Raw genomic sequence first — 18694 nt, forward strand, 5'->3', positions numbered from 1 at the left:
GCGCTCGGGTGCGTCGTCACTGGCCCTGGGCCGCGTACTTCGCCTCGACGGCGGCCTTGGCCGGACGCCACCAGCCCTCGTTGGCCTTGTACCACTCGACGGTGGCCTCGAGGCCGGAGCGGAAGTCGGTGTACCGCGGCGTCCAGCCCAGCTCCTCGCGCAGCCTGGAGGCGTCGATGGCGTAGCGCAGGTCGTGGCCGGGGCGGTCGTTGACGTGGTCGAAGTCGTCGGCCGGGCGGCCGAAGATCTCGAGCAGCGTCTGGACGACCTCGAGGTTGTTCTTCTCGCCGTCTGCGCCGATGAGGTACGTCTCGCCGATGCGGCCCTTGTCGATGATGGCCCACACCGCGCTGTTGTGGTCCTCGACGTGGATCCAGTCGCGGACGTTCTGCCCGGCGCCGTACAGGCGCGGACGCACCCCGTCGATCAGGTTGGTCACCTGGCGCGGGATGAACTTCTCGATGTGCTGGTACGGCCCGTAGTTGTTCGAGCAGTTCGAGATCGTCGCCTGGACGCCGAACGAGCGCACCCATGCACGCACGAGCAGGTCCGAACCCGCCTTCGTGGAGGAGTAGGGCGAGGACGGGTTGTACGGCGTGCTCGGCGTGAACTTCGCCGGGTCGTCCAGCTCCAGGTCCCCGTACACCTCGTCGGTGGAGATGTGGTGGAACCGCACGCCGTGCTTGCGCACCGCCTCGAGCAGCGTGAACGTGCCCACCACGTTCGTCTGCACGAACGGCGACGGGTCGTTGAGCGAGTTGTCGTTGTGCGACTCGGCGGCGAAGTGGACCACCAGGTCGGACTCGCCCACCAGGCGGTCCACGAGCGCGGCGTCGGTGATCGAGCCCTCGACCAGGGTGACCTTGTCCGCCACCGGCGCCAGGGACGCGCGGTCGCCCGCGTAGGTCAGCGCGTCCAGGACGGTGACGTGGACGTCCGGGCGCTCACGCACGGTCTGGTGGACGAAGTTGGAGCCGATGAAGCCGGCTCCACCGGTGACGAGTACCTGCACGGTTCCTCCGGTGCTCGGGACGGGACTGCGGACAATCTACAGCCTCCGCGTCGCCTGCCGATCAGGTGGACGAGGGCTGCCCGGACGCCGTCCGCGGCCCCTGCGTCGCGTCGTGCCGCGCCCAGAGCGGCGGTCCGCGTGGTTCGCACGACTCGTACTTATCCTGACCGGGGCCGGCGCGGTGCTCGGTCTCCGAAGGAGGGGATTCCCATGAACCGGCAGCTGTCCAGGTCCCGCCGCATCTCGGTGGCGGTCGCGTGCTTGATCGGGGCGAGCGCCCTGACGGGCTGCGCGGGGCTCGGCGACGCTCCGGGAAGCGCTGCGGGCGACCCGAGCGCCCAGGTGCTCGAGGAGGGTGCCACGGCCGAGCCGTCGCCCGAGCCGTCGCCGTCGGACGCCGCGTCCGCCGAAGAGCCCGAGGAGCCCGCCGCGGATCCTGCAGCGGAGCCCGGCGAGGCGTCCGAGGGCACGGAGACGGCCGGGGAGCCCTCGGCGCCCGCCGCGCCCGAGGCGACGCCGGCCGCGGACGGCCGCGGTGGCGTCGAGGTGGTCGCTCTCGGCACGCCCGACGGAGCGACGGTGCGGGCCGGAGGGTTCGTCTCGGACGCCGTCGAGCTGGGCGGCACCTGCACCTACACGCTGGTGCAGGAGGCAGGCAGCGTGCAGGGATCGGCTGCCGCGGAGCCCGACGCGACCGTGACGTGGTGCTCGGACGTCGACCTCGCCCTGCCCGCGCCGGGGGCGCCGTGGACGCTCGAGCTGCGCTACGAGTCGCCGATGTCGGTGGGCACCGGGGCCACGACGTCGGAGGGTGCTGCCTCGTGAGGGTGCTGCGTCCCCTGACCGTCGCCCTGGCCACCCTCGGGATGCTGGCCGCCGGGAGCCTCGCCGCTCCGGTGGCGGCGGCCCCGGTAGTGGCCGCTCCCGTCGCCGCAGCGGCCGACGCGAGCGGCTTCAACGCCGGCAACATCATCTCGGACGCCGTGTTCTACGACTCCGGCGCCATGACGGCCGCCCAGGTCCAGGCGTTCCTGAACGAGCAGGGCAGGAACTGCCGCCCTGCTTCCGGAGGCCCGGCGTGCCTGAAGGACTACCGGACGACCACGTCGTCCAGGCCCGCGGAGACCAACCTGTGCTCGGCGTACACCGGCCGCAGCGAGAGCGCTGCCGAGATCATCGCCCGGGTGGGGCAGGCGTGCGGCATCAACCCGCAGGTGCTGCTCGTGCTGCTGCAGAAGGAGACGTCGCTCGTCACCAAGACGGCGCCGACGACCAGCAACTACAACCGGGCGACGGGCTTCGGCTGCCCGGACACGGGCCCGGGCAACACGGCCAACTGCGACACGCAGTACTACGGGTTCTTCAACCAGCTCTACCGGGCCGCGCGCCAGTACAAGGTCTACCGGGCCAACCCGACGCGCTACAACTACCAGGCGGGGCGGGTCAACCAGATCCAGTACCACCCGAACACGAGCTGCGGGCGCTCCGGCGTCTACATCGAGAACCAGGCGACGGCCGGGCTGTACATCTACACGCCGTACCAGCCCAACGCCGCCGCCCTGCGGAACATGTACGGCACGGGCGACTCCTGCTCCGCCTACGGCAACCGCAACTTCTGGCGCCTGTTCACCGACTGGTTCGGCTCGACGCAGGTCTCGGGGTCGGTGCTGCAGTACCGAGCCCACGTGCAGAACGTCGGCTGGCAGGGGTGGCTGGCGCAGGGCAACACGGCAGGCACCACCGGGTCCGCGCTGCGCGTCGAGGCGATCCAGTTCAACGCCCCGGGCCGCGCGGGCGAGGTGCAGTGCCGCGCCCACGTGCAGAACGTGGGGTGGACCGGCTGGGCCAACGGGCCGGGCACCTGCGGCACCGAGGGTCGCGGCCTGCGCGTCGAGGCGATGCAGCTCAGGCTCTCCGGCAGCCTCGCCGCCCAGTACGACATCTGGTACCGGCTCCACGTGCAGAACATCGGTTGGATGGGCTGGGCCAGGAACGGTGCCACGGCGGGCACGGCCGGTCTGGCGCTGCGGGTGGAGGCCGTCCAGGCCGTGCTCGTCCCCCGCGGAGGAGCGGCTCCCGGCAGCACCGCCAACGCCTCGGTCACCATCCCGTCAGCCCGCTACCGCGCCCACGTGCAGAACGTGGGCTGGCAAGGATGGGTGGGCCAGGGCGGGCTCGCCGGCACGACGGGCCGGTCCCTGAGGGTCGAGGGGCTCCAGATCGAGAACCCCCGGACCGTGTGGTCGGGCGGCATCGAGTGCCAGGCGCACGTGCAGAACGTGGGCTGGACGGCCTGGACCGGCGGTGGGGGCACGTGCGGCACGACGGGCCGCGGCCTGCGTGTCGAGGCGGTCACGCTGCGCGTGACGGGCAACCTCGACCAGCTCATCGACGTCTGGTACCGGGTCCACGTGCAGGACGTGGGCTGGACGGGCTGGACGAAGGACGGCAGCGGCGCGGGAACGACGGGCCGTGGCCTGCGCATCGAGGCCATCGAGATCAGGATCGACCACCAGGGATCCCGCCGGCCCTCCTGACGGGGGCGGCAGCAGCGCGGCCCCGGGGCTCTCGCCCCGGGGCCGCGCTGCGTCGTCCGGTCCGTGCCCGCCGGGGGTCAGCCCTTCAGCGAGGCGACGTACTCCTGGACGGCGTCCCACGTGGGCAGGAGGCCCTGCTCGCGCGCCTCGGCGAGCGACGGGGCGACCTCGTCCTTCTCGGACAGCTGCGGGGTCAGCGGGGACCCGTCGCGGCCCGTCGTCGGCCACTCGATGCCGATCTCCGGGTCGAGCGGGTGCACCCCGTGCTCCCGGCCCGGCGCGTAGGGGGCCGAGCACAGGTAGGTGACCGTCGAGCCGTCCTCGAGGGAGAGGAACGCGTGGCCCAGGCCCTCGGAGAGGTAGATGGCGCGGCGGTCGACGTCGTCGAGCAGCACCGAGTCCCACGCGCCGAACGTGGGGGAGCCGACGCGGATGTCCACCACGACGTCCAGCACGGCGCCCTTGACGCAGGTGACGTACTTCGCCTGGCTCGGCGGGACGTCGGCGAAGTGGATGCCGCGCAGCACGCCGGCCGCGGAGACCGACAGGTTGGCCTGGCGCAGGTCGAGCCGGTGGCCGACGGCCTCGACGAACCGCTCGTCCTTGAACCACTCGAGGAAGACCCCTCGGTCGTCGCCGAATTGGCGCGGGGTGATCTCCCACGCGCCGTCGACCTGCAGTGCTCGGATGTCCACTGGGCTGATGCTCCGTCCGTGTCGTCGTCCTTGCGGCGGCCCGCGCCGAGGCCGGCCGGGCACCGCTGGCAAGGGTAGTCGCCGCCGCGGCCGGTAGGCTCGTGGGCCGGCGCCGCGCCTCGCGGCGCGCACGGGACGCGACGACGACCGCGCCGGCCACGGCGGGGTGAGAAGGAGACACCGGGACCATGCGCTGGTTCGTCACCGGAGGCGGCGGGATGCTCGCCACGGACCTGCAGGCCACGCTCGCCGAGCGCGGGCACGAGGTCGTGACCGCCACGCGGCAGGACCTCGACATCACCGACGCCGACGCCTGCGCCGCCGCCGTCGCGGGCTTCGACGTCGTGGCCAACGCCGCGGCGTGGACGGACGTGGACGGCGCGGAGGACCAGGAGCCGCAGGCTTTCGCCGTGAACGCCGTCGGTGCCGCCAACCTCGCCCGTGCGGCCTCGGCGACGGGCGCGCGCCTGGTGCACGTGTCCACCGACTACGTGTTCGCCGGCGACGCGACCGAGCCCTACCGGCACGACGCACCGGTCGCCCCGCGGTCCGCGTACGGCCGCACCAAGGCGGCGGGGGAGTGGGCGGTGCTCGCCGCCGGCCCGGAGCACCTCGTGGTCCGCACCGCGTGGCTGTACGGGGCCACGACCGGCAAGTTCCCCCGCACCATCGCGCGCGTGCTGCGCGAGCGCGGCGCGGCCACCGTCGTCGACGACCAGGTGGGGCAGCCGACGTGGACGGCCGACCTCGCCGACCTCATGGTGCGGCTGGTGGACGCCGGGGCTCCCGGCGGGATCTACCACGGCACCTCGGGCGGGCAGTGCTCCTGGTTCGAGCTGGCCCAGGAGGTCGCCGTGACGATCGGGCTGGACGCCTCCGCCGTGAGCCCGACGTCGAGCGCCGCGTTCGCGAGCAAGGCTCCGCGGCCCGCCTACTCGGTGCTCTCGCACGACTCGCTCGAGGCGGCCGGGGTCGCCCCGATCGGGGACTGGCGCGAGCGGTTCCGCGCGGCGGCGCCGGTGATCGTCGGCTGACGCACCCGCGCCCGCACCTGCCTGCACCTGGACCTGTGCCCGGCCTCCGCCCGGGCCGGGGACGACCGACGGGACGCCACCCCATGAGGGGTGACGTCCCGTCCGTCGTGCTGCGGGCAGGGCCCGCGGCCGTCAGTGGATGTCCGGGCCGTTCGGCAGGTCGTCCAGCGCGCCCTGGGAGACCCAGGTGAGCGGGGGTGACATGCCGAGCAGCCGCTCGAGCGCACCCCACGAGCGCACCCAGCGCTTGCGGCCGTCCTGCACGAAGTAGACGCGGTCGGTGCTGTGCGAGGTCACCGCGCGGGAGAGCCGGGGGCCTTGACCGAGCCTGTCCCACTCGACGGGTGCGAGGAGGGGTATGGCCTCCGGGGTGCACGGGACGCCGAACTGCCGTACGTCCTCGCAGATGGTGGCGTGGTACAGCAGGTTGTTGTCGACGAACGCGACCCTGCCGCTGCGGTCGTCGCGGACGAACCGCCGCATCTCCGGGCCGTTGGCGAGCTGGTTGGTCACCCGCAGGTCGGCGTAGAGCAGACGGCCGAGATTGCTCAGCGACGTGAGCGTGTTGTAGTTCTTGATGTGGTACTTGGTGGTGCCGTTGACCAGGTAGACCTGCGGCGCCCCGGCACCCTGGATCAGGAACGTGGTGCCCTGCCCGAAGATGTGCTGGTACCGGCCCTGCTCGGCGGCCACGCGGGACCTGATCTCGCCCAGGCGGTTGTAGAGGGAGGCGCCCGGGCAAGACGTGGCCGCGAGGTCTCGGTGCCCGACGATGGTGTTGATGGTCCGGCCGTTGATCGACACGGTCGAGTTCGCGCGGATGCCCTGCAGCGACATCTTCCAGCCCAGCAGGCGCACGATGGCGTCCACCGCCTGGTTGGTGACGGTGGCCGTCTGGTAGTTGCCCAGCACGGAGACGCCGACGGAGTTCGTGTTCCAGCCGGAGACGTGGGCGCCGATGGTCTCCATCTCGATGCCGCCGACGCGGCCTTCCCAGATGCGGCCGAACTTGTCGACGAGGAAGTTGTAGCCGATGTCGCCCCAGCCGAGCTGCTGCGCGTGGTACGCGTAGATGCCACGGAGGATCGCGGGCACCTGGGCCGCGCTGTAGTCGTTCGTCCCCGCCGTGTGGTGGATGACGGCAGCCTTGTAGTCACCCTGCGTGGGGCGCCAGGTGGCGAGGCGCTCGTCGGCCCCCCAGTCCGCGCGCGAGAGCACGGTGGGCCCGCCGGTGAACTGGTCGGCCGGGGCGGCGGGCACGGCGGAGCGGCCGGCCGGCGAGTAGCCCGGGCCGGAGGTCGAGGCGGCGCGGGCGTCGACGGCGCCGGTGCCGGGGTCGATGACCGACAGGCGCACGTCGCGCAGACCGGCGGCCTCGGCGCCCTCGATCTTCGCCTCGGCGTGCGCGACGTCGCCGACCACGAGCGGTGCGGTGCCGCCGGTGCTGCCGCCCTCGGGACCCGGCTCGATCTCGAGGTCGGTCCACTCGCCCCACGTGCCGTCGGCGTCGGCGGTCCGCACGTGCACGGCCACGTCGGGGGTGCTGGGCCCCTCCCAGACGACGCCGACGGTCGCGAAGCCGGTCACCTCGCTGGAGGCGACGACCACGTCGGTGTCCGTCGTCGTGGCGGTGCCGTCCGCGGCCGGGCCCAGGTCCAGGACCTGGGCCTCGGTGGGTGCCTCCGCCTCGACGGCGGTGACGCTGGGCTCCACCGGCGCGACAGGCTCCGCTGCCGCCGCCTCCTGCTCCGCGGTGACCTCGGCGGCGCCGTCGGGCTCGGTGCCCGGGTCGGCTGCGGCGCCGGGTATCGCGGCGACGAGGAGCGCCGTCGTCGTCAGCGCGGCGGCGAGGGCGCGAGCGTTCCTGTGGTTTCTGCGTGGTGCTCTGCGGGTCATGGGCTGGCCCCCTGGGTCAGTGGTCCGGGCGGAACGACGCAGCCACGCTAACCCGCGTTCGCGGAGAGCCGAAGCACCTTCCCCGGCGAGGCCGGAGGCCGGGGGGTTACTTCTCGAGCAGCCCCAGCAGGTAGCTGCCGTACCCGGACTTCACGAGCTTCTCGGCGCGCTCGCGCAGCTCGTCGTCGGTCAGGAACCCCCGGCGCCAGGCCACCTCCTCCGGCGAGCCGATCTTCAGGCCCTGGCGGTTCTCGATGGTGCGGACGAAGTCGGAGGCCTCGAGGAGCGAGTCGAAGGTGCCGGTGTCGAGCCAGGCGGTGCCGCGGGGCAGCACCTCCACCTGAAGCTTGCCGCGCTCGAGGTACACACGGTTGACGTCGGTGATCTCGTACTCGCCGCGGGCCGAGGGCTCGAGGTTCTTGGCGATCTCGACCACGTCGTTGTCGTAGAAGTAGAGCCCCGGCACGGCGTAGCTCGACTTGGGCCGGGCCGGCTTCTCCTCCAGGGAGAGGGCCTTGAAGCTCTCGTCGAACTCGACCACGCCGTACGCGGTGGGGTCGGAGACGCGGTAGGCGAACACGGCACCGCCGTCGATGTCCTCGAACCGGGTGAGCTGGGAACCCAGGCCGGGGCCGTAGAAGATGTTGTCGCCCAGGACGAGCGCGGCGGCGTCGTTGCCCACGAACTCCTCACCGAGCACGAAGGCCTGCGCGAGCCCGTTGGGCTCCGCCTGGACGGTGTAGGAGATGGAGACGCCGAACTGCGATCCGTCGCCCAGCAGGCGCCGGAACTGCTCCGCGTCGTGCGGCGTCGTGATGACGAGGATGTCCCGGATGCCCGCGAGGATCAGCGTCGACAGCGGGTAGTAGATCATCGGCTTGTCGTACACGGGCACGAGCTGCTTGCTCACGCCGAGGGTGATCGGGTGCAGCCGGGTGCCGGAGCCGCCGGCGAGGATGATTCCGCGCATGCCGCGGATTCTTCCACGGATGCCGCCGCGGGCCGTAGCGAGCCGGCGCGGGCCACGAGCCGGCTGGGCGGGCCGACCGGGAGCGTGAAGAGCGCAGGTCACGACAGACTGTCCCCATGCGCCCACCAGGCCACCGCCTCCTCGACGTCCTGCTGCCGGTGCTCGTGGCCGGGGTCGCTGCCACGTGGGCGCTGCTGACCCCGCCGCTACAGGCGCCGGACGAGCCGCAGCACCTGAACTCCGTGGTGCGGCTGGCCTACGGGGGCGGCTGGCCGGCCCCGGGTGCGGCGGCGCTCGGCCCGGCGGTCGCCGACGCGCGCGAGGAGGTGGCCCTGGGCGACGACGTCCCGGGCCGCTACGCCGACCGGCCCGACGTGCCGCAGCTCGTGGACGCGACGCCGGTGCCCGCCGCGGAGCGCACCCGCGTGGACGCCGCCACCGCCCTCCCGGACGGCTCGCGGCCCACCCCGGACGACGTCGACCAGATGACGCAGCACCCGCCGCTGTACTACCTGCTGGGTGCCGCGGTGCTGCACGCGACCGGCCTGGCCGAGGGCCGCTGGGACCTGCAGCTGCTGGCGCTGCGCCTGCTCGACGTCGCGCTGCTGGTGCCGGTGGTGCCGCTGGCCTCGTGGTCGGTGCGGCGCCTGACCGGGTCGACGGCGGCCGGCATGGTGGCCGGGACGTTCACCCTGTTCCTGCCACAGGTGGGTCACATCCTGGGCTCGGCCACCAACGACGCGCTCGTGACGCTGGTGGGTGCCGTGGTCACCGCCCTGTGCGTGCGCGTGCTGACGGGCGACCGGTCGTGGCGGACGGCCGCGGTGATCGGTGCCGTGGTGGGCGTGGGCCTGCTGACCAAGGTGATGTCGGCGTTCCTGCTGCCGGTGGTGGCGATGGCGTACGTGGTGACGCCCGGAGGCGCCGCGGGGCCGGCGGCCAGCCTGGACGCGCCGGGCCGCTGGCGCGCCCTGCTGGGGGACGCGCGCCGGGTGCTGCTGATGGGTGGGGTGGCCCTCGTGGTGGGCGGCTGGTGGTGGGTGCGCAACCTCGTGGTCCTGGGCACCGTCCAGCCCGTCGGCCTCGAGCGCGACCTGCCCCCGCTGCGCCCGCGGGGGGCGCTGGTCTACGTGGAGCTGGCGTGGCAGCGGCTCGTCCGCTCGTTCTTCGGTGACCTCGGCTGGCTCGACCTGCGCACGCCCCCGGCGTTCTGGGTGACGGGCATCGTGGTGCTCCTGGCGCTGGGCGCCGTGGCCCTCGTCGTGCCCGGGACACGGCGGGCGGCGGCGGTGCTGCTCGCCCTGCCGAGCCTCCTGACCGTGGCGGTGCTCGCCAACGGCTGGGACTACTACGCGCAGACCGGCTACCTGGTGGGCCACCAGGGCCGGTACCTGTTCTCGGCGCTGGTGGCGCTCGCGGTGGTGCTCGCCCTCGCCGTGCGGGGGATGGTGGGCGGGGCGGAGAGCCGGGTGCGTGCCGCCCTGCCCGTCGTCGTCGCCGCAGGCACCTCCGTGGCGGTCTACGGCCTGGTCTTCGGGTTCACGGGGTTCTACCGCGGGCCGGGGGAGTCGGTGGCGGACGCCGTCTCCCGCTGGGAGGCGTTCAGCCCCGTGGGGCCGGTGTGGCTGGTCGCGGTGCCGGCGCTCACCGCGCTGACGGCTCTGGTGGTGCTGGGTCTCGCGGTGCACGCGGCGCTGCGGCCCCCGCGCGCAGCAGCCTGACGACGGCGGTGCAGGCCGCCGCGGCGAGCGCGACGGCGGCGACGGCGCTCACCCAGGCGGGGCCGGTGAGGGCCGGGTAGCCGACGGGCGTGTCGGGCGGCCGCGTCATGGCGGCGCCGGCGGACCCGCCCTGGCCGGTCGCGAGCCACAGCGCGAGGTCGAGCAGGACGACGGCGGTCCACGCGGGCAGCACCCAGCGGCGCCAGGCCCTTCCGCCGCGGCCGGGCCCGCCGACAGTGCCGACAGTGCCGACAGTGCCGACCGCGTCGGCGGCGTCGGCGGTGCGGGGAGCTGTGAGCGCGGAGAGGCCCGCGGCGACGGCGATCGCCAGCGGGGCGACCACCGGCAGCATGTACCGGGGGTACAGCCCTCCGCCGGAGGTGGCGTACGTCGTCTGGACCCCGACGGCCACGAGGGCCGCGACGAGGGGGACCGCCACGGGCAGCACCTGGCGCACCGGCCCCCGCAGCACCCGCCGGTGGGTGACGGCGGCGACCACCAGGGGCACCCCGAGCAGGAGCAGCGTGCCCACGGGCCGGGGCACCACCGGCCCCCACCAGAACAGGTTGGGCAGGCGGTCCCACGTGACCGGGTCCAGGAGCACCTGGGCGAGCGACCGGGCCTCGCGGCCCTGGTGGGTCAGCGCCCACTGCGGGTTGCCGCCCGTGACCGTCCCGGTCAGGCGCACGTTGCGCGCGTAGAACCAGCCCGCGGTGGCGGCGACGGCGGCCAGGGTGGCGGCGGTCAGCGCGGCGGTGCGCAGCAGCTGGCGGTGCACCAGCCCGCCCAGCCCGGCGCCCACGAGGCACACGGCGGCGACGATCATGGAGGAGGTCCGTGCCAGGGCGCAGGCGGCCGCCGCGACGACGAGGCCGGCAGCCAGGGGGCCGGACAGCCCGTGGCGTGCCACGCGCACCGCCAGGCCCAGGAGCGTCGTCGTCAGCACCGCCGCGAGCACGTCGTTGAGCACCGTGCCCGCCGCCTGGGCGACGACGGCGCTGCACGCCGTGACGTAGGCGGCCACCAGGGGGAGCGGGGAGCCCGGGCGGGCGACGCCTGCGGCCGCCCAGCGCACGGCGAGCACGAGGACGCCCGCCAGGACGGCGCCGAGCAGGCGGGCCGCGTACATCGCGCCCACCGGGTGACCCGCGTCGGCGAGCGGACCGACCAGCGGGGCCAGCAGCAGGTAGAACAGCGGGGGATGCTGGGCCGTCCACTGGACGGGAGGGATCCACGCGTGCTCGGGCCGCAGCGTCAGGCCCTCCTCGAACACCGGCAGGCGCCCGTGCCACACCTGCCACGCGTAGTCGAGGTGCGCCACCTCGTCGCCGGCCGTGAACGGGGCGACCGCCAGCGCCTGCGTCACCGCGAGGGCGACGGCGACGGCCACGCTGAGCCCGAGGGCGTGGCGCGAGGGCGCGCCCACCGTGGCTATCGTGTGCCTCACGAACTCAGCCTAGGGTGCGCCGACGTGGCGCCCGGGCCCCGAGCGAACGGAGCACCTCCCGGTGAAGCTCTTCGTCCAGATCCCGTGCCTGAACGAGGAGGCGACCCTGCCCCTCGTCCTGGCATCGATCCCTCGGGAGATCCCCGGGATCGACGAGGTCCACGTCGTCGTGGTCGACGACGGCTCGACCGACCGCACCGTGGAGGTCGCCCGGGCGCTCGGGGTGCGTCACATCGTGCGCCACACCCGCAACATGGGCCTGGCCCGCTCGTTCCGCGACGGCGTGGACTACGCGCTGCGGCACGGGGCGGACATCGTGGTCAACACGGACGGGGACAACCAGTACCCGCAGGAGCGGATCGGCGACCTGGTGGCCCCCATCCTGCGGCACGAGGCCGACGTCGTGGTGGGTGACCGCCAGACGGCCACGATCGCCCACTTCTCCCCGTTCAAGAAGCTCATGCAGCGGGTCGGGTCCAAGGTGGTGAGCGTCGCTGCTGGCACCTCTCTGCCGGACGCTGCCAGCGGGTTCCGCGCCTACTCCCGGGCGGCGCTGCTGCGCCTGACGGTGCTGACGCAGTTCAGCTACACCATGGAGACGATCATCCAGGCCGGCAATAAGCGGATGCGCATCGTGTCCGTGCCGATCACGACCAACCCGCGCACGCGCGAGTCGCGCCTGTTCAAGAACATCTGGCAGCACATGGGCCAGTCGGGGCGCGCGATCGCCCGCAGCTACGTCATGTACCGGCCCTACGGCGTGTTCCTCACGCTCGGCGGGCTGTTCGGCGTGGCGGCGGTGCTGCCGCTCGTGCGGTTCCTCGTCAAGTGGTTGCGGGGCGAGGGCGCGGGCCACGTGCAGTCCGTGGTGTTCGGCTCCTCGATGCTGGTGGGCTCGCTCCTGTGCTTCGCCCTCCTGGTCATCGCCGACCTGCTGCGGACCAACCGCACCCTGGCCGAGGAGATCCTCGAGCGCACCAAGGCGGTCCAGTACGGCGTGGGGCGTGCCGGCCACGACGACGTCGTCTCCGCCGACGCCGCTGCCGAGGACACCACGCTCACCGTGCCGGGCTCCCCGCAGGCGTCCGCGGTCGACGGAGCCGGTGCGCCCGGGACGCAGGACGCGCCGGACGGGCACGCGCCGGACGCGCACGTGCCGGACGGGCGCGCCGGCGCGGTCGCCGTCGGTGACGGGCCGGCCCGCACGGCGAACGACGGGTGACCCGAGGGTGATCGCCGCCTTCGGGACCTACGACGCCGCCCGGCACCCGCGTGTCGGCGTCCTCGTGGCCGGCCTGCGCGCCCACGGTCACGAGGTACGCGAGGTCAACCACCCTCTCGGGCTGTCCACCGCGGAGCGGGTGCGCATGCTCCGCCAGCCGTGGCGCCTGCCGCTGCTGGTGCTGCGTCTCCTGCGCTGCTGGGCGCTGCTGGTGGCCGGCTCGGTGCGCCTGCGCCTGCGTCACGGCGCGCCGCGAGTGGTGCTCGTGGGCTACCTCGGCCACTTCGACGTGTTCCTCGCCCGCCTGCTGCACCCGCGTGCCCTCCTGGTGCTCGACCACCTCGTGTTCGCCGCCGACACCGCCACCGACCGCGGCGCACGCGGGCTGCGGGTGCGCCTGCTCGCGCTGCTCGACCGGGCCGCCACCCGCACGGCCGACGTCGTCGTGGTGGACACCGAGGAGCACCGCGACATGCTGCGCGACCCGGCGCAAGGCGTCGTGGTCCCGGTCGGTGCGCCGGACGCCTGGTTCGAGGCGGCCGCCGAGCCCGCGCCCCCAGGGCCGGGCTCGCCGCTGCGGGTCGTGTTCTTCGGCCTCTTCACGCCGCTGCAGGGCGCCCCGGTGATCGGCCGGGCCCTCGCGCTGGCCGCGGCGGCGGGCACGCCGCTGCACGTCACGATGGCCGGTGCCGGCCAGGACCTCGACGCCACCCGCGCGGCGGCCCCCGCGGCCGGCGAGGGCGGCGTCCACGTCGAGTGGCACGAGTGGGTCGATCCCGCCGAGCTTCCCGCGGCCGTGGCCCGCCACCACGTCTGCCTCGGGATCTTCTCCGAGACGCCCAAGGGCCTGCGCGTCGTGCCGAACAAGGTGTACCAGGGGCTCGCGGCCGGGTGCGTCGTCGTCACCTCGGACACCGCCCCGCAGCGCCGGCTGCTGGGGGAGCACCTCGAGCTGGTGCCGCCTGCGGACGCCGAGGCGCTCGCGGCCCGCCTCGCCGATCTCTCGGACCCGGCGCGGTACGCCGCTGCGCGGGCACGAGCGGCGCAGGGCCGGGACGCCGTGCGTCCCGCCGCCGTCGTCGAGCCGCTCCTGCACGCCCTGCCTCCCGCGCCCCAGGCGGCTGGCGGTCGGGGCGGCGGGGCCGGCGAGGCGAGGGCCGACGGCACCGCCGAGGACGCCGGGGCGCGGCCGTGAGCCTCGTGCCCCGCACGCTCGCGCTGCTGCGCTCGCCGGTGGTCCGCTGGGCGTTCCTGCTCGCCGCGGTGGCCCTGGCCGTCGTCGCCGTCGCCTCGTCCTGGGACGAGGTGCGGGCCGCGGCGGCCGGCATGCCCGCGGCGCACCTGGCGGCGGCCGCGGCGGCGGCCGCGGTGTTCGTGTGGTGCACGTTCCAGTCGTGGCGCGCCCTGCTGGCCGACCTCGGCTCGTCGCTGCCGCTGGGGCCCGCCGTGACCGTGTTCGGCGTCAGCCAGGTGGGCAAGTACGTGCCCGGCGGCGTCTGGAACGTGGTGGCCGCGGCGGAGATCGGCGCCGACCACCGGGTGCCGCGTGCCCGCTCCCTGGCCGCCATGGCGCTCAGCGTGCTGGTGGGCGTGGTCTCCGGCTGCGTCGTGGCCGCCGTGAGCCTCCCGCTCGCCGGGGCCGGTGCGCTGGGCCGCTGGGAGTGGCTCGTCTGGTGCTCCCCCCTGCTCGTGGTGCTGCTGCTCCCGCCGGTGCTCGGCAGGCTCGTGGGCCTGGCCCTGCGGCTGCTGCGCCGCGGCGAGCCCGAGCGCCCGCTGAGCTGGGGCGGGCTCGGGCGCGCGGTGGGGTGGGCCGTGCTCGGCTGGGTGGTGGCGGGCCTGCACGTCTGGGCGCTGGCGAGCGGTCTCGGCCTCGCCCCCTCCGTGCGGTCGGCGGCGCTCGCCGTCGGCGGGTACGCGCTGGCGTGGGTGGCGGGCTTCGTCGTCGTGCTGGTGCCGGCCGGCGCCGGGGTGCGTGAGGCGGTGCTGCTGGCGCTGCTCGCCGGCTCCCTGCCGCACGCCCAGGTGCTGCTCGTCGTGCTGCTGTCCCGGGTGCTGCTCACCGCCGTCGACCTCGCCTTCGCCGTCGCGGGGCTGGCCGTGCGCCGTGACCGGCGGCGGCGTCCGCCCGTGGCGGCGGCCCCCGAGGGATAGGCTCGCCGCCGCACCCGTCCCGCTCTGCGGCGTCCTCGCCCTGCCAGATCCCTGCCAGATTCCTGCCAGATTCCTGCCAGATTCCCTGCCAGCCTCCTCTGCCGTCCGACCCCCCGGAGACCTGACGTGCCGATGCCTCCCCTGACCCCGTACGCCCACCTGCGCTGGGACGTGGTGTCCCGCGTCCTGGCCCAGCACCTGCCGTCCTCCGGCGCGCGTGTGCTCGAGGTCGGGTGCGGGCAGGGGGCCGTGGGCGTGCGGCTGGCCCGCCGCCACCGCTACACCGGGGTCGAGCTCGACGCGCGCAGCCTGGAGGTCGCGCGCGGGCGCGCGGAGGCGGCCGGGGTGGACGCCACCCTCGTCCAGGGGCAGCTCGCCTCGCTCGACGACGACGGGTTCGACCTGGTCTGCGCGTTCGAGGTCGTGGAGCACATCGAGGACGACGCGCAGGCGCTCGCCGAGTGGACCGCGCGCCTGCGGCCGGGCGGCCTCCTGCTGCTGTCCACCCCGGCCTGGCAGTCGCGGTTCGGCCCGATGGACGAGGCCGTGGGCCACTTCCGCCGGTACGAGCCGGACGCGCTGGCGGGGCTGATGCGCGACGCCGGGCTGCGGGACGTGCAGACCCGGCTGTACGGGATGCCGCTCGGGTACGTGCTGGAGGCGGTGCGCAACCGCATCGCCGCCGGCCGCCCTGACGTGCGGGAGGAGGCGGTCGAGGACCGGACGGCCCGCAGCGGGCGTCTCTTCCAGCCGTCGTCGGCGCTCCAGGGCGCGGTCATCGCGGCCGGGACGTGGCCGTTCCGGGTGGCGCAGCGGGCGTTCCCCGGCACGGGCACCGGGCTCGTCGCCTGGGGCACGGTCCCGCGGTAGCGGGCGACAGGCAGCAGCGGTCCCGGCGCCCGCCGCCCTGCTACGCCCCGCCGCCCTGCTACGCCCCGCCGCCTCCTCACGCCCCGTCGCCTTGCTCCCGCGTCGTCGGCTCAGGCGGTGACGCCTTCCTGCTCGGCGATGCGCCGGCGCCGCTCGGGGTCGGCCTCGAGCGCGGCAGCGGTGCCGGCCGAGGTGAGCACCACCGACCCGCCGACGGCCCAGGCGGCCAGCGTCCGGCGGAGCGCCTCGACGCCGGGCAGCCGCCCGTCGACGAGCACGCGCGCGTGCTCGGCGGGGGCGTCCCGCAGCGCCCAGGGGAGCAGGTCGCCGTGCAGCACCGCGCTCACGGGGGCGGGCTCGGCGGGGGCGAGCAGCGCGGGCTCTCCGAGGTCGGTCTCCGGGGCGAAGAGCACGGCGTCGGCGTAGGTCATCACGGCGGAGGCGGCGTCGAGGGCGCCGGGGGGCAGGTCGTCGCCGAACCGGCGGGCGAGAGCCGGCAGGGCGACGGCCACGACGTCGTCCGCGACGGCGGCGAGCTCCGCGGGGCGGGTGGTGATGGCGACGTCGACGGGCCGTCGGTCGGGGGCGGTCGCGGGCGGTCCGGGGGGCGCGGCAGAAGGCAGCACCACGGTGGCGCCGCAGCGCCAGGAAGCGAGCGCCCACACCGCGGTGCGCCAGTGCACGGGAAGGTCCAGCAGCACACGGCTGCCCGGTGCGGCGTCGAACTCCTCCACGAGCAGGTTGGTCGTCTTGCTCATCCAGTTCTCGAGCACGGATCCGGAGAGCTCTACACGCTCGCCGTCGTCGCCGTACCACGTCAGACGGGGACGTCCTGGCTCGCTGACCAGGGCATTCATCATCTGCGTGAGGGTCGTGGGCGTTCGGGGTGCGGCATTCACGATGCCAGGGTATAAGGCCCGTGGATTGTCTGGGTGAAATCGGTGAATCACCCGGTCTGGGCGTCCGGGTAGCACATTCTGGCTTGACGCCTCCGAAAGACACGCGTGTAATTCCACGTATGCAGTTTCCGTAACATCGTGGAGGGGCACACATGTGGAACTTGCTGGACGGGGGCGAATTCCCGTCTGACGTGGAGGTCGGCGCGGAGCGCGTCGCACCCGTGCTGCCGTTGTTCGGTCAGGGGGCCGACGACGAGACGCTGCTCGGGTGGCAGGAGCGGGCGCTGTGCGCCCAGACGGACCCGGAGGCGTTCTTCCCGGAGAAGGGCGGCTCCACCCGCGAGGCCAAGAAGGTCTGCGCGAGCTGTGAGGTCCGTTCCGAGTGCCTGGACTATGCGCTGGCCAACGACGAGCGCTTCGGTATCTGGGGCGGTCTGTCGGAGCGCGAGCGCCGCAAGCTCAAGCGCCGGGCAGTCTGACCGCACCGTCTCTCGCCCCGGCCGTCTCCGCGGCGTCGGCGAGAGCGGTGCGCACCGTCCACGTGCCGACGGCGGCGAGGAGGGCGGCGGCTGTCAGCGCCAGCGGGGCCAGCACGACGGCCCCGAACGCGTGCAGCCGCACCATCGCGTCCACCGAGGCGACGGCGGCCGGGAGGCCTGAGGCTCCGGCGGGTGCCCAGAGCACCCACCAGGCGTCGATGTGGAACGCGGTGTGGAGGGCCAGGCCCAGCGTGAGCACGGCAGCGGGCACGGCCTGGCGCAGGCCCGGCCGCAGCACCGCGGCCCCGGCGACGGCCGTCACCAGCATGCCCACGGCACCCATGTACAGGTAACGGCCCTGCTGCGCCGCGGCGACGTTCCCGAACGCCGTGAACTGCTCGTAGGAGCCCTTGGCGACGATCGCCAGCAGGCCGGCGGCGGGCACGAGCAGCACGACGGCGTCCAGCCGAGGCACCGTGCGCCGCACGAGCGTGACGACGAGCCCGGTGACGAGGACGACGAGGGCCGCACGCGCTGCCCACCACGACGCGTCCTGGCGCATCAGCGAGGCCTGGTCCTGGACGAAGAACAGCGTCACCATCCGGTCCCCGAGGCGGGCCAGCCACTCCGCGCCGCCGTCGGCCCAGCGGTAGGTCGCGCCGGCCTGCGCGAGGTAGGTCTGGTCGGTGCGGGTCCCGTGCGGCTGCAAGGTGCCGTGCACCACCACGTTCCGCACCCACCAGGCCAGGCCGGGCAGCATGGCTGCTGCCGACACGAGCGCAGAGCCGGCGGCGGCGGGGCTGCGTCGACGCCACGCGGCCACGGCGTACACGAGCAGCACCCAGGCAGGCAGCAGCAGCGCGAACCCCTTGGTGAGCAGGGCCAGCGAGGTCACGGCGCCCAGCGCCGCGCCGGTGCGGAGCGTCAGGTCCCCGGTGAGCACGCGCACGCCCAGCCAGGTCGCCACCGCCCCCAGCAGCACCACGAGGTTGTCGTTGTTGACGGCCGAGGCCAGGTGCGCCATCTCGGGCACGGCCACGACCGCGAGCGCGGCGGCGACCGGCAGCGGGTCGGGCAGGCGCAGGCGCCGTGCGGTGGCCCACGCCAGGAGGGGCAGCGGCACCACGAGCAGCGCACCGACCCATCGCAGCACCATCCACGTCCGGTCGAAGGGGACGTCGAGGCGGTCGGGGACGGCCTGCGCGACGGTGGCGCCCAGGAGGTAGTAGAGGGGCGGGTGCTGCACGAGCTGGTTGAGCAGCGGCGCACCGCCCCGGCCGGGCCACGGCTCCGCGCCGCCGGCGTCCGTCCAGGAGGGGCGCTGGTCCCGGGGGAGCGTCTCCTGGTCGGCGAGGTGCGCACGCCCGCGCAGCCGGTCGGGCGGCAGCACGGTGCCGGCCTGGACCCCGGTGGACGTGACGGCCTCGCCCGGCCCGGGCCACGGCCAGGCGCGGCCGTCGGCGACCTGGAGCACCAGGTCGACCTGCTTGGCCTCGTCGGGCGAGCGCCCGTGCGGGAACACGGCCGTCTGCAGCAGGCAGACGGTCAGCTGCAGCGCCACGACCAGCCAGACGACGGCGGGCACGCCGTCGGCCCGCACCGCCCGGAGCAGGGCGCGGGCGGAACGGGCGGGGCGGACCGCGCGGCGTCCGGCGCCCAGGGGGCCACGGCCGCGCGACAGGAGGGTGGGGGTGGCCGTGCGCACGCGAGAAGACTACGGGCAGGCGACCCGCCGCAGGCCCGGAAATCCGACGATCCGCG

The 18694-nt window shown here is 74.6% G+C and carries 16 protein-coding genes; 9 read left to right on the top strand and 7 right to left on the bottom strand.

Going from position 1 to position 18694, the window contains the following annotated elements:
* Positions 1–16: 16 nt before the first annotated feature.
* Entirely contained in the window at positions 17–1012 is a 996-nt protein-coding gene (rfbB, locus tag DNL40_RS05495; RefSeq protein ID WP_111250208.1) for a dTDP-glucose 4,6-dehydratase, read from the bottom strand.
* A gap of 210 nt (positions 1013–1222) precedes the next feature.
* Between rfbB and DNL40_RS05500 the strand changes: the two genes are divergently transcribed.
* On the top strand, positions 1223–1837 hold the full coding sequence (locus tag DNL40_RS05500) for a hypothetical protein (protein ID WP_111250209.1): 615 nt from the start codon (positions 1223–1225) through the stop codon (positions 1835–1837).
* On the top strand, positions 1834–3549 hold the full coding sequence (locus tag DNL40_RS05505) for a hypothetical protein (protein ID WP_146252024.1): 1716 nt from the start codon (positions 1834–1836) through the stop codon (positions 3547–3549). The genes DNL40_RS05500 and DNL40_RS05505 overlap by 4 nt, the downstream gene beginning before the upstream one ends.
* 77 nt (positions 3550–3626) lie before the next feature.
* On the opposite strand, the gene DNL40_RS05510 is transcribed toward DNL40_RS05505, so the two are convergent.
* Positions 3627–4244: a dTDP-4-dehydrorhamnose 3,5-epimerase family protein gene (locus DNL40_RS05510; protein ID WP_111250211.1), complete on the bottom strand. Its 618-nt coding sequence runs from the start codon at positions 4242–4244 to the stop codon at positions 3627–3629.
* Positions 4245–4432: 188 nt separating this feature from the next.
* Here DNL40_RS05510 and rfbD point away from each other — a divergent pair, with 188 nt between their 5' ends.
* Positions 4433–5278: a dTDP-4-dehydrorhamnose reductase gene (gene rfbD / locus DNL40_RS05515; protein ID WP_111250212.1), complete on the top strand. Its 846-nt coding sequence runs from the start codon at positions 4433–4435 to the stop codon at positions 5276–5278.
* A gap of 132 nt (positions 5279–5410) precedes the next feature.
* Here rfbD and DNL40_RS05520 read toward each other — a convergent pair whose 3' ends face one another.
* Together DNL40_RS05520 and rfbA are read right to left on the bottom strand one after the other, a co-directional pair.
* On the bottom strand, positions 5411–7174 hold the full coding sequence (locus tag DNL40_RS05520; RefSeq protein WP_111250213.1) for a peptidoglycan recognition protein family protein: 1764 nt from the start codon (positions 7172–7174) through the stop codon (positions 5411–5413).
* Positions 7175–7280: 106 nt separating this feature from the next.
* The gene (gene rfbA, locus DNL40_RS05525) at positions 7281–8144 is read right to left on the bottom strand and encodes a glucose-1-phosphate thymidylyltransferase RfbA (protein WP_111250214.1); all 864 of its coding nucleotides are present in this window, start codon (positions 8142–8144) and stop codon (positions 7281–7283) included.
* 116 nt (positions 8145–8260) lie between these two features.
* On the opposite strand from rfbA, the gene DNL40_RS05530 reads away from it, so the two are divergent.
* Entirely contained in the window at positions 8261–9865 is a 1605-nt protein-coding gene (locus DNL40_RS05530) for a DUF2142 domain-containing protein (RefSeq protein WP_111250215.1), read from the top strand.
* Here DNL40_RS05530 and DNL40_RS05535 read toward each other — a convergent pair.
* A complete protein-coding gene (locus DNL40_RS05535) occupies positions 9789–11312 on the bottom strand; it encodes a hypothetical protein (protein ID WP_146252025.1) in 1524 nt (507 codons plus the stop codon). The two genes, DNL40_RS05530 and DNL40_RS05535, sit on opposite strands and share 77 nt — an antisense overlap.
* A gap of 61 nt (positions 11313–11373) precedes the next feature.
* Here DNL40_RS05535 and DNL40_RS05540 point away from each other — a divergent pair, with 61 nt between their 5' ends.
* From DNL40_RS05540 to DNL40_RS05555, 4 genes are all read left to right on the top strand, one after another.
* Positions 11374–12534, top strand: a complete 1161-nt coding sequence (locus DNL40_RS05540) for a glycosyltransferase family 2 protein (protein WP_111250217.1) — start codon at positions 11374–11376, stop codon at positions 12532–12534.
* A gap of 7 nt (positions 12535–12541) precedes the next feature.
* Positions 12542–13729, top strand: a complete 1188-nt coding sequence (locus DNL40_RS05545; RefSeq protein ID WP_111250218.1) for a glycosyltransferase — start codon at positions 12542–12544, stop codon at positions 13727–13729.
* Positions 13726–14685: a lysylphosphatidylglycerol synthase domain-containing protein gene (locus tag DNL40_RS05550; RefSeq protein WP_245885684.1), complete on the top strand. Its 960-nt coding sequence runs from the start codon at positions 13726–13728 to the stop codon at positions 14683–14685. Before DNL40_RS05545 ends, DNL40_RS05550 begins: the two co-directional genes overlap by 4 nt.
* 132 nt (positions 14686–14817) lie before the next feature.
* Complete coding sequence (locus DNL40_RS05555) at positions 14818–15555, top strand: class I SAM-dependent methyltransferase (RefSeq protein ID WP_245885697.1); 738 nt, start codon at positions 14818–14820, stop codon at positions 15553–15555.
* A gap of 110 nt (positions 15556–15665) precedes the next feature.
* Here DNL40_RS05555 and DNL40_RS05560 read toward each other — a convergent pair whose 3' ends face one another.
* Positions 15666–16454 (bottom strand): TIGR03089 family protein, encoded by a 789-nt coding sequence (locus tag DNL40_RS05560; RefSeq protein ID WP_342766632.1) that lies wholly within the window; start codon positions 16452–16454, stop codon positions 15666–15668.
* A 152-nt stretch (positions 16455–16606) separates the two neighbouring features.
* Between DNL40_RS05560 and DNL40_RS05565 the strand changes: the two genes are divergently transcribed.
* Positions 16607–16933: a WhiB family transcriptional regulator gene (locus tag DNL40_RS05565; protein ID WP_111250220.1), complete on the top strand. Its 327-nt coding sequence runs from the start codon at positions 16607–16609 to the stop codon at positions 16931–16933.
* Here the strand turns inward: DNL40_RS05565 and DNL40_RS05570 are convergent.
* On the bottom strand, positions 16914–18638 hold the full coding sequence (locus tag DNL40_RS05570; protein ID WP_111250221.1) for a glycosyltransferase family 39 protein: 1725 nt from the start codon (positions 18636–18638) through the stop codon (positions 16914–16916). The genes DNL40_RS05565 and DNL40_RS05570 overlap by 20 nt on opposite strands.
* Positions 18639–18694 lie beyond the last annotated feature (56 nt).

Source organism: Xylanimonas oleitrophica, assembly GCF_003244315.1.
In the GTDB taxonomy this organism is placed as follows: domain Bacteria; phylum Actinomycetota; class Actinomycetes; order Actinomycetales; family Cellulomonadaceae; genus Xylanimonas_A; species Xylanimonas_A oleitrophica.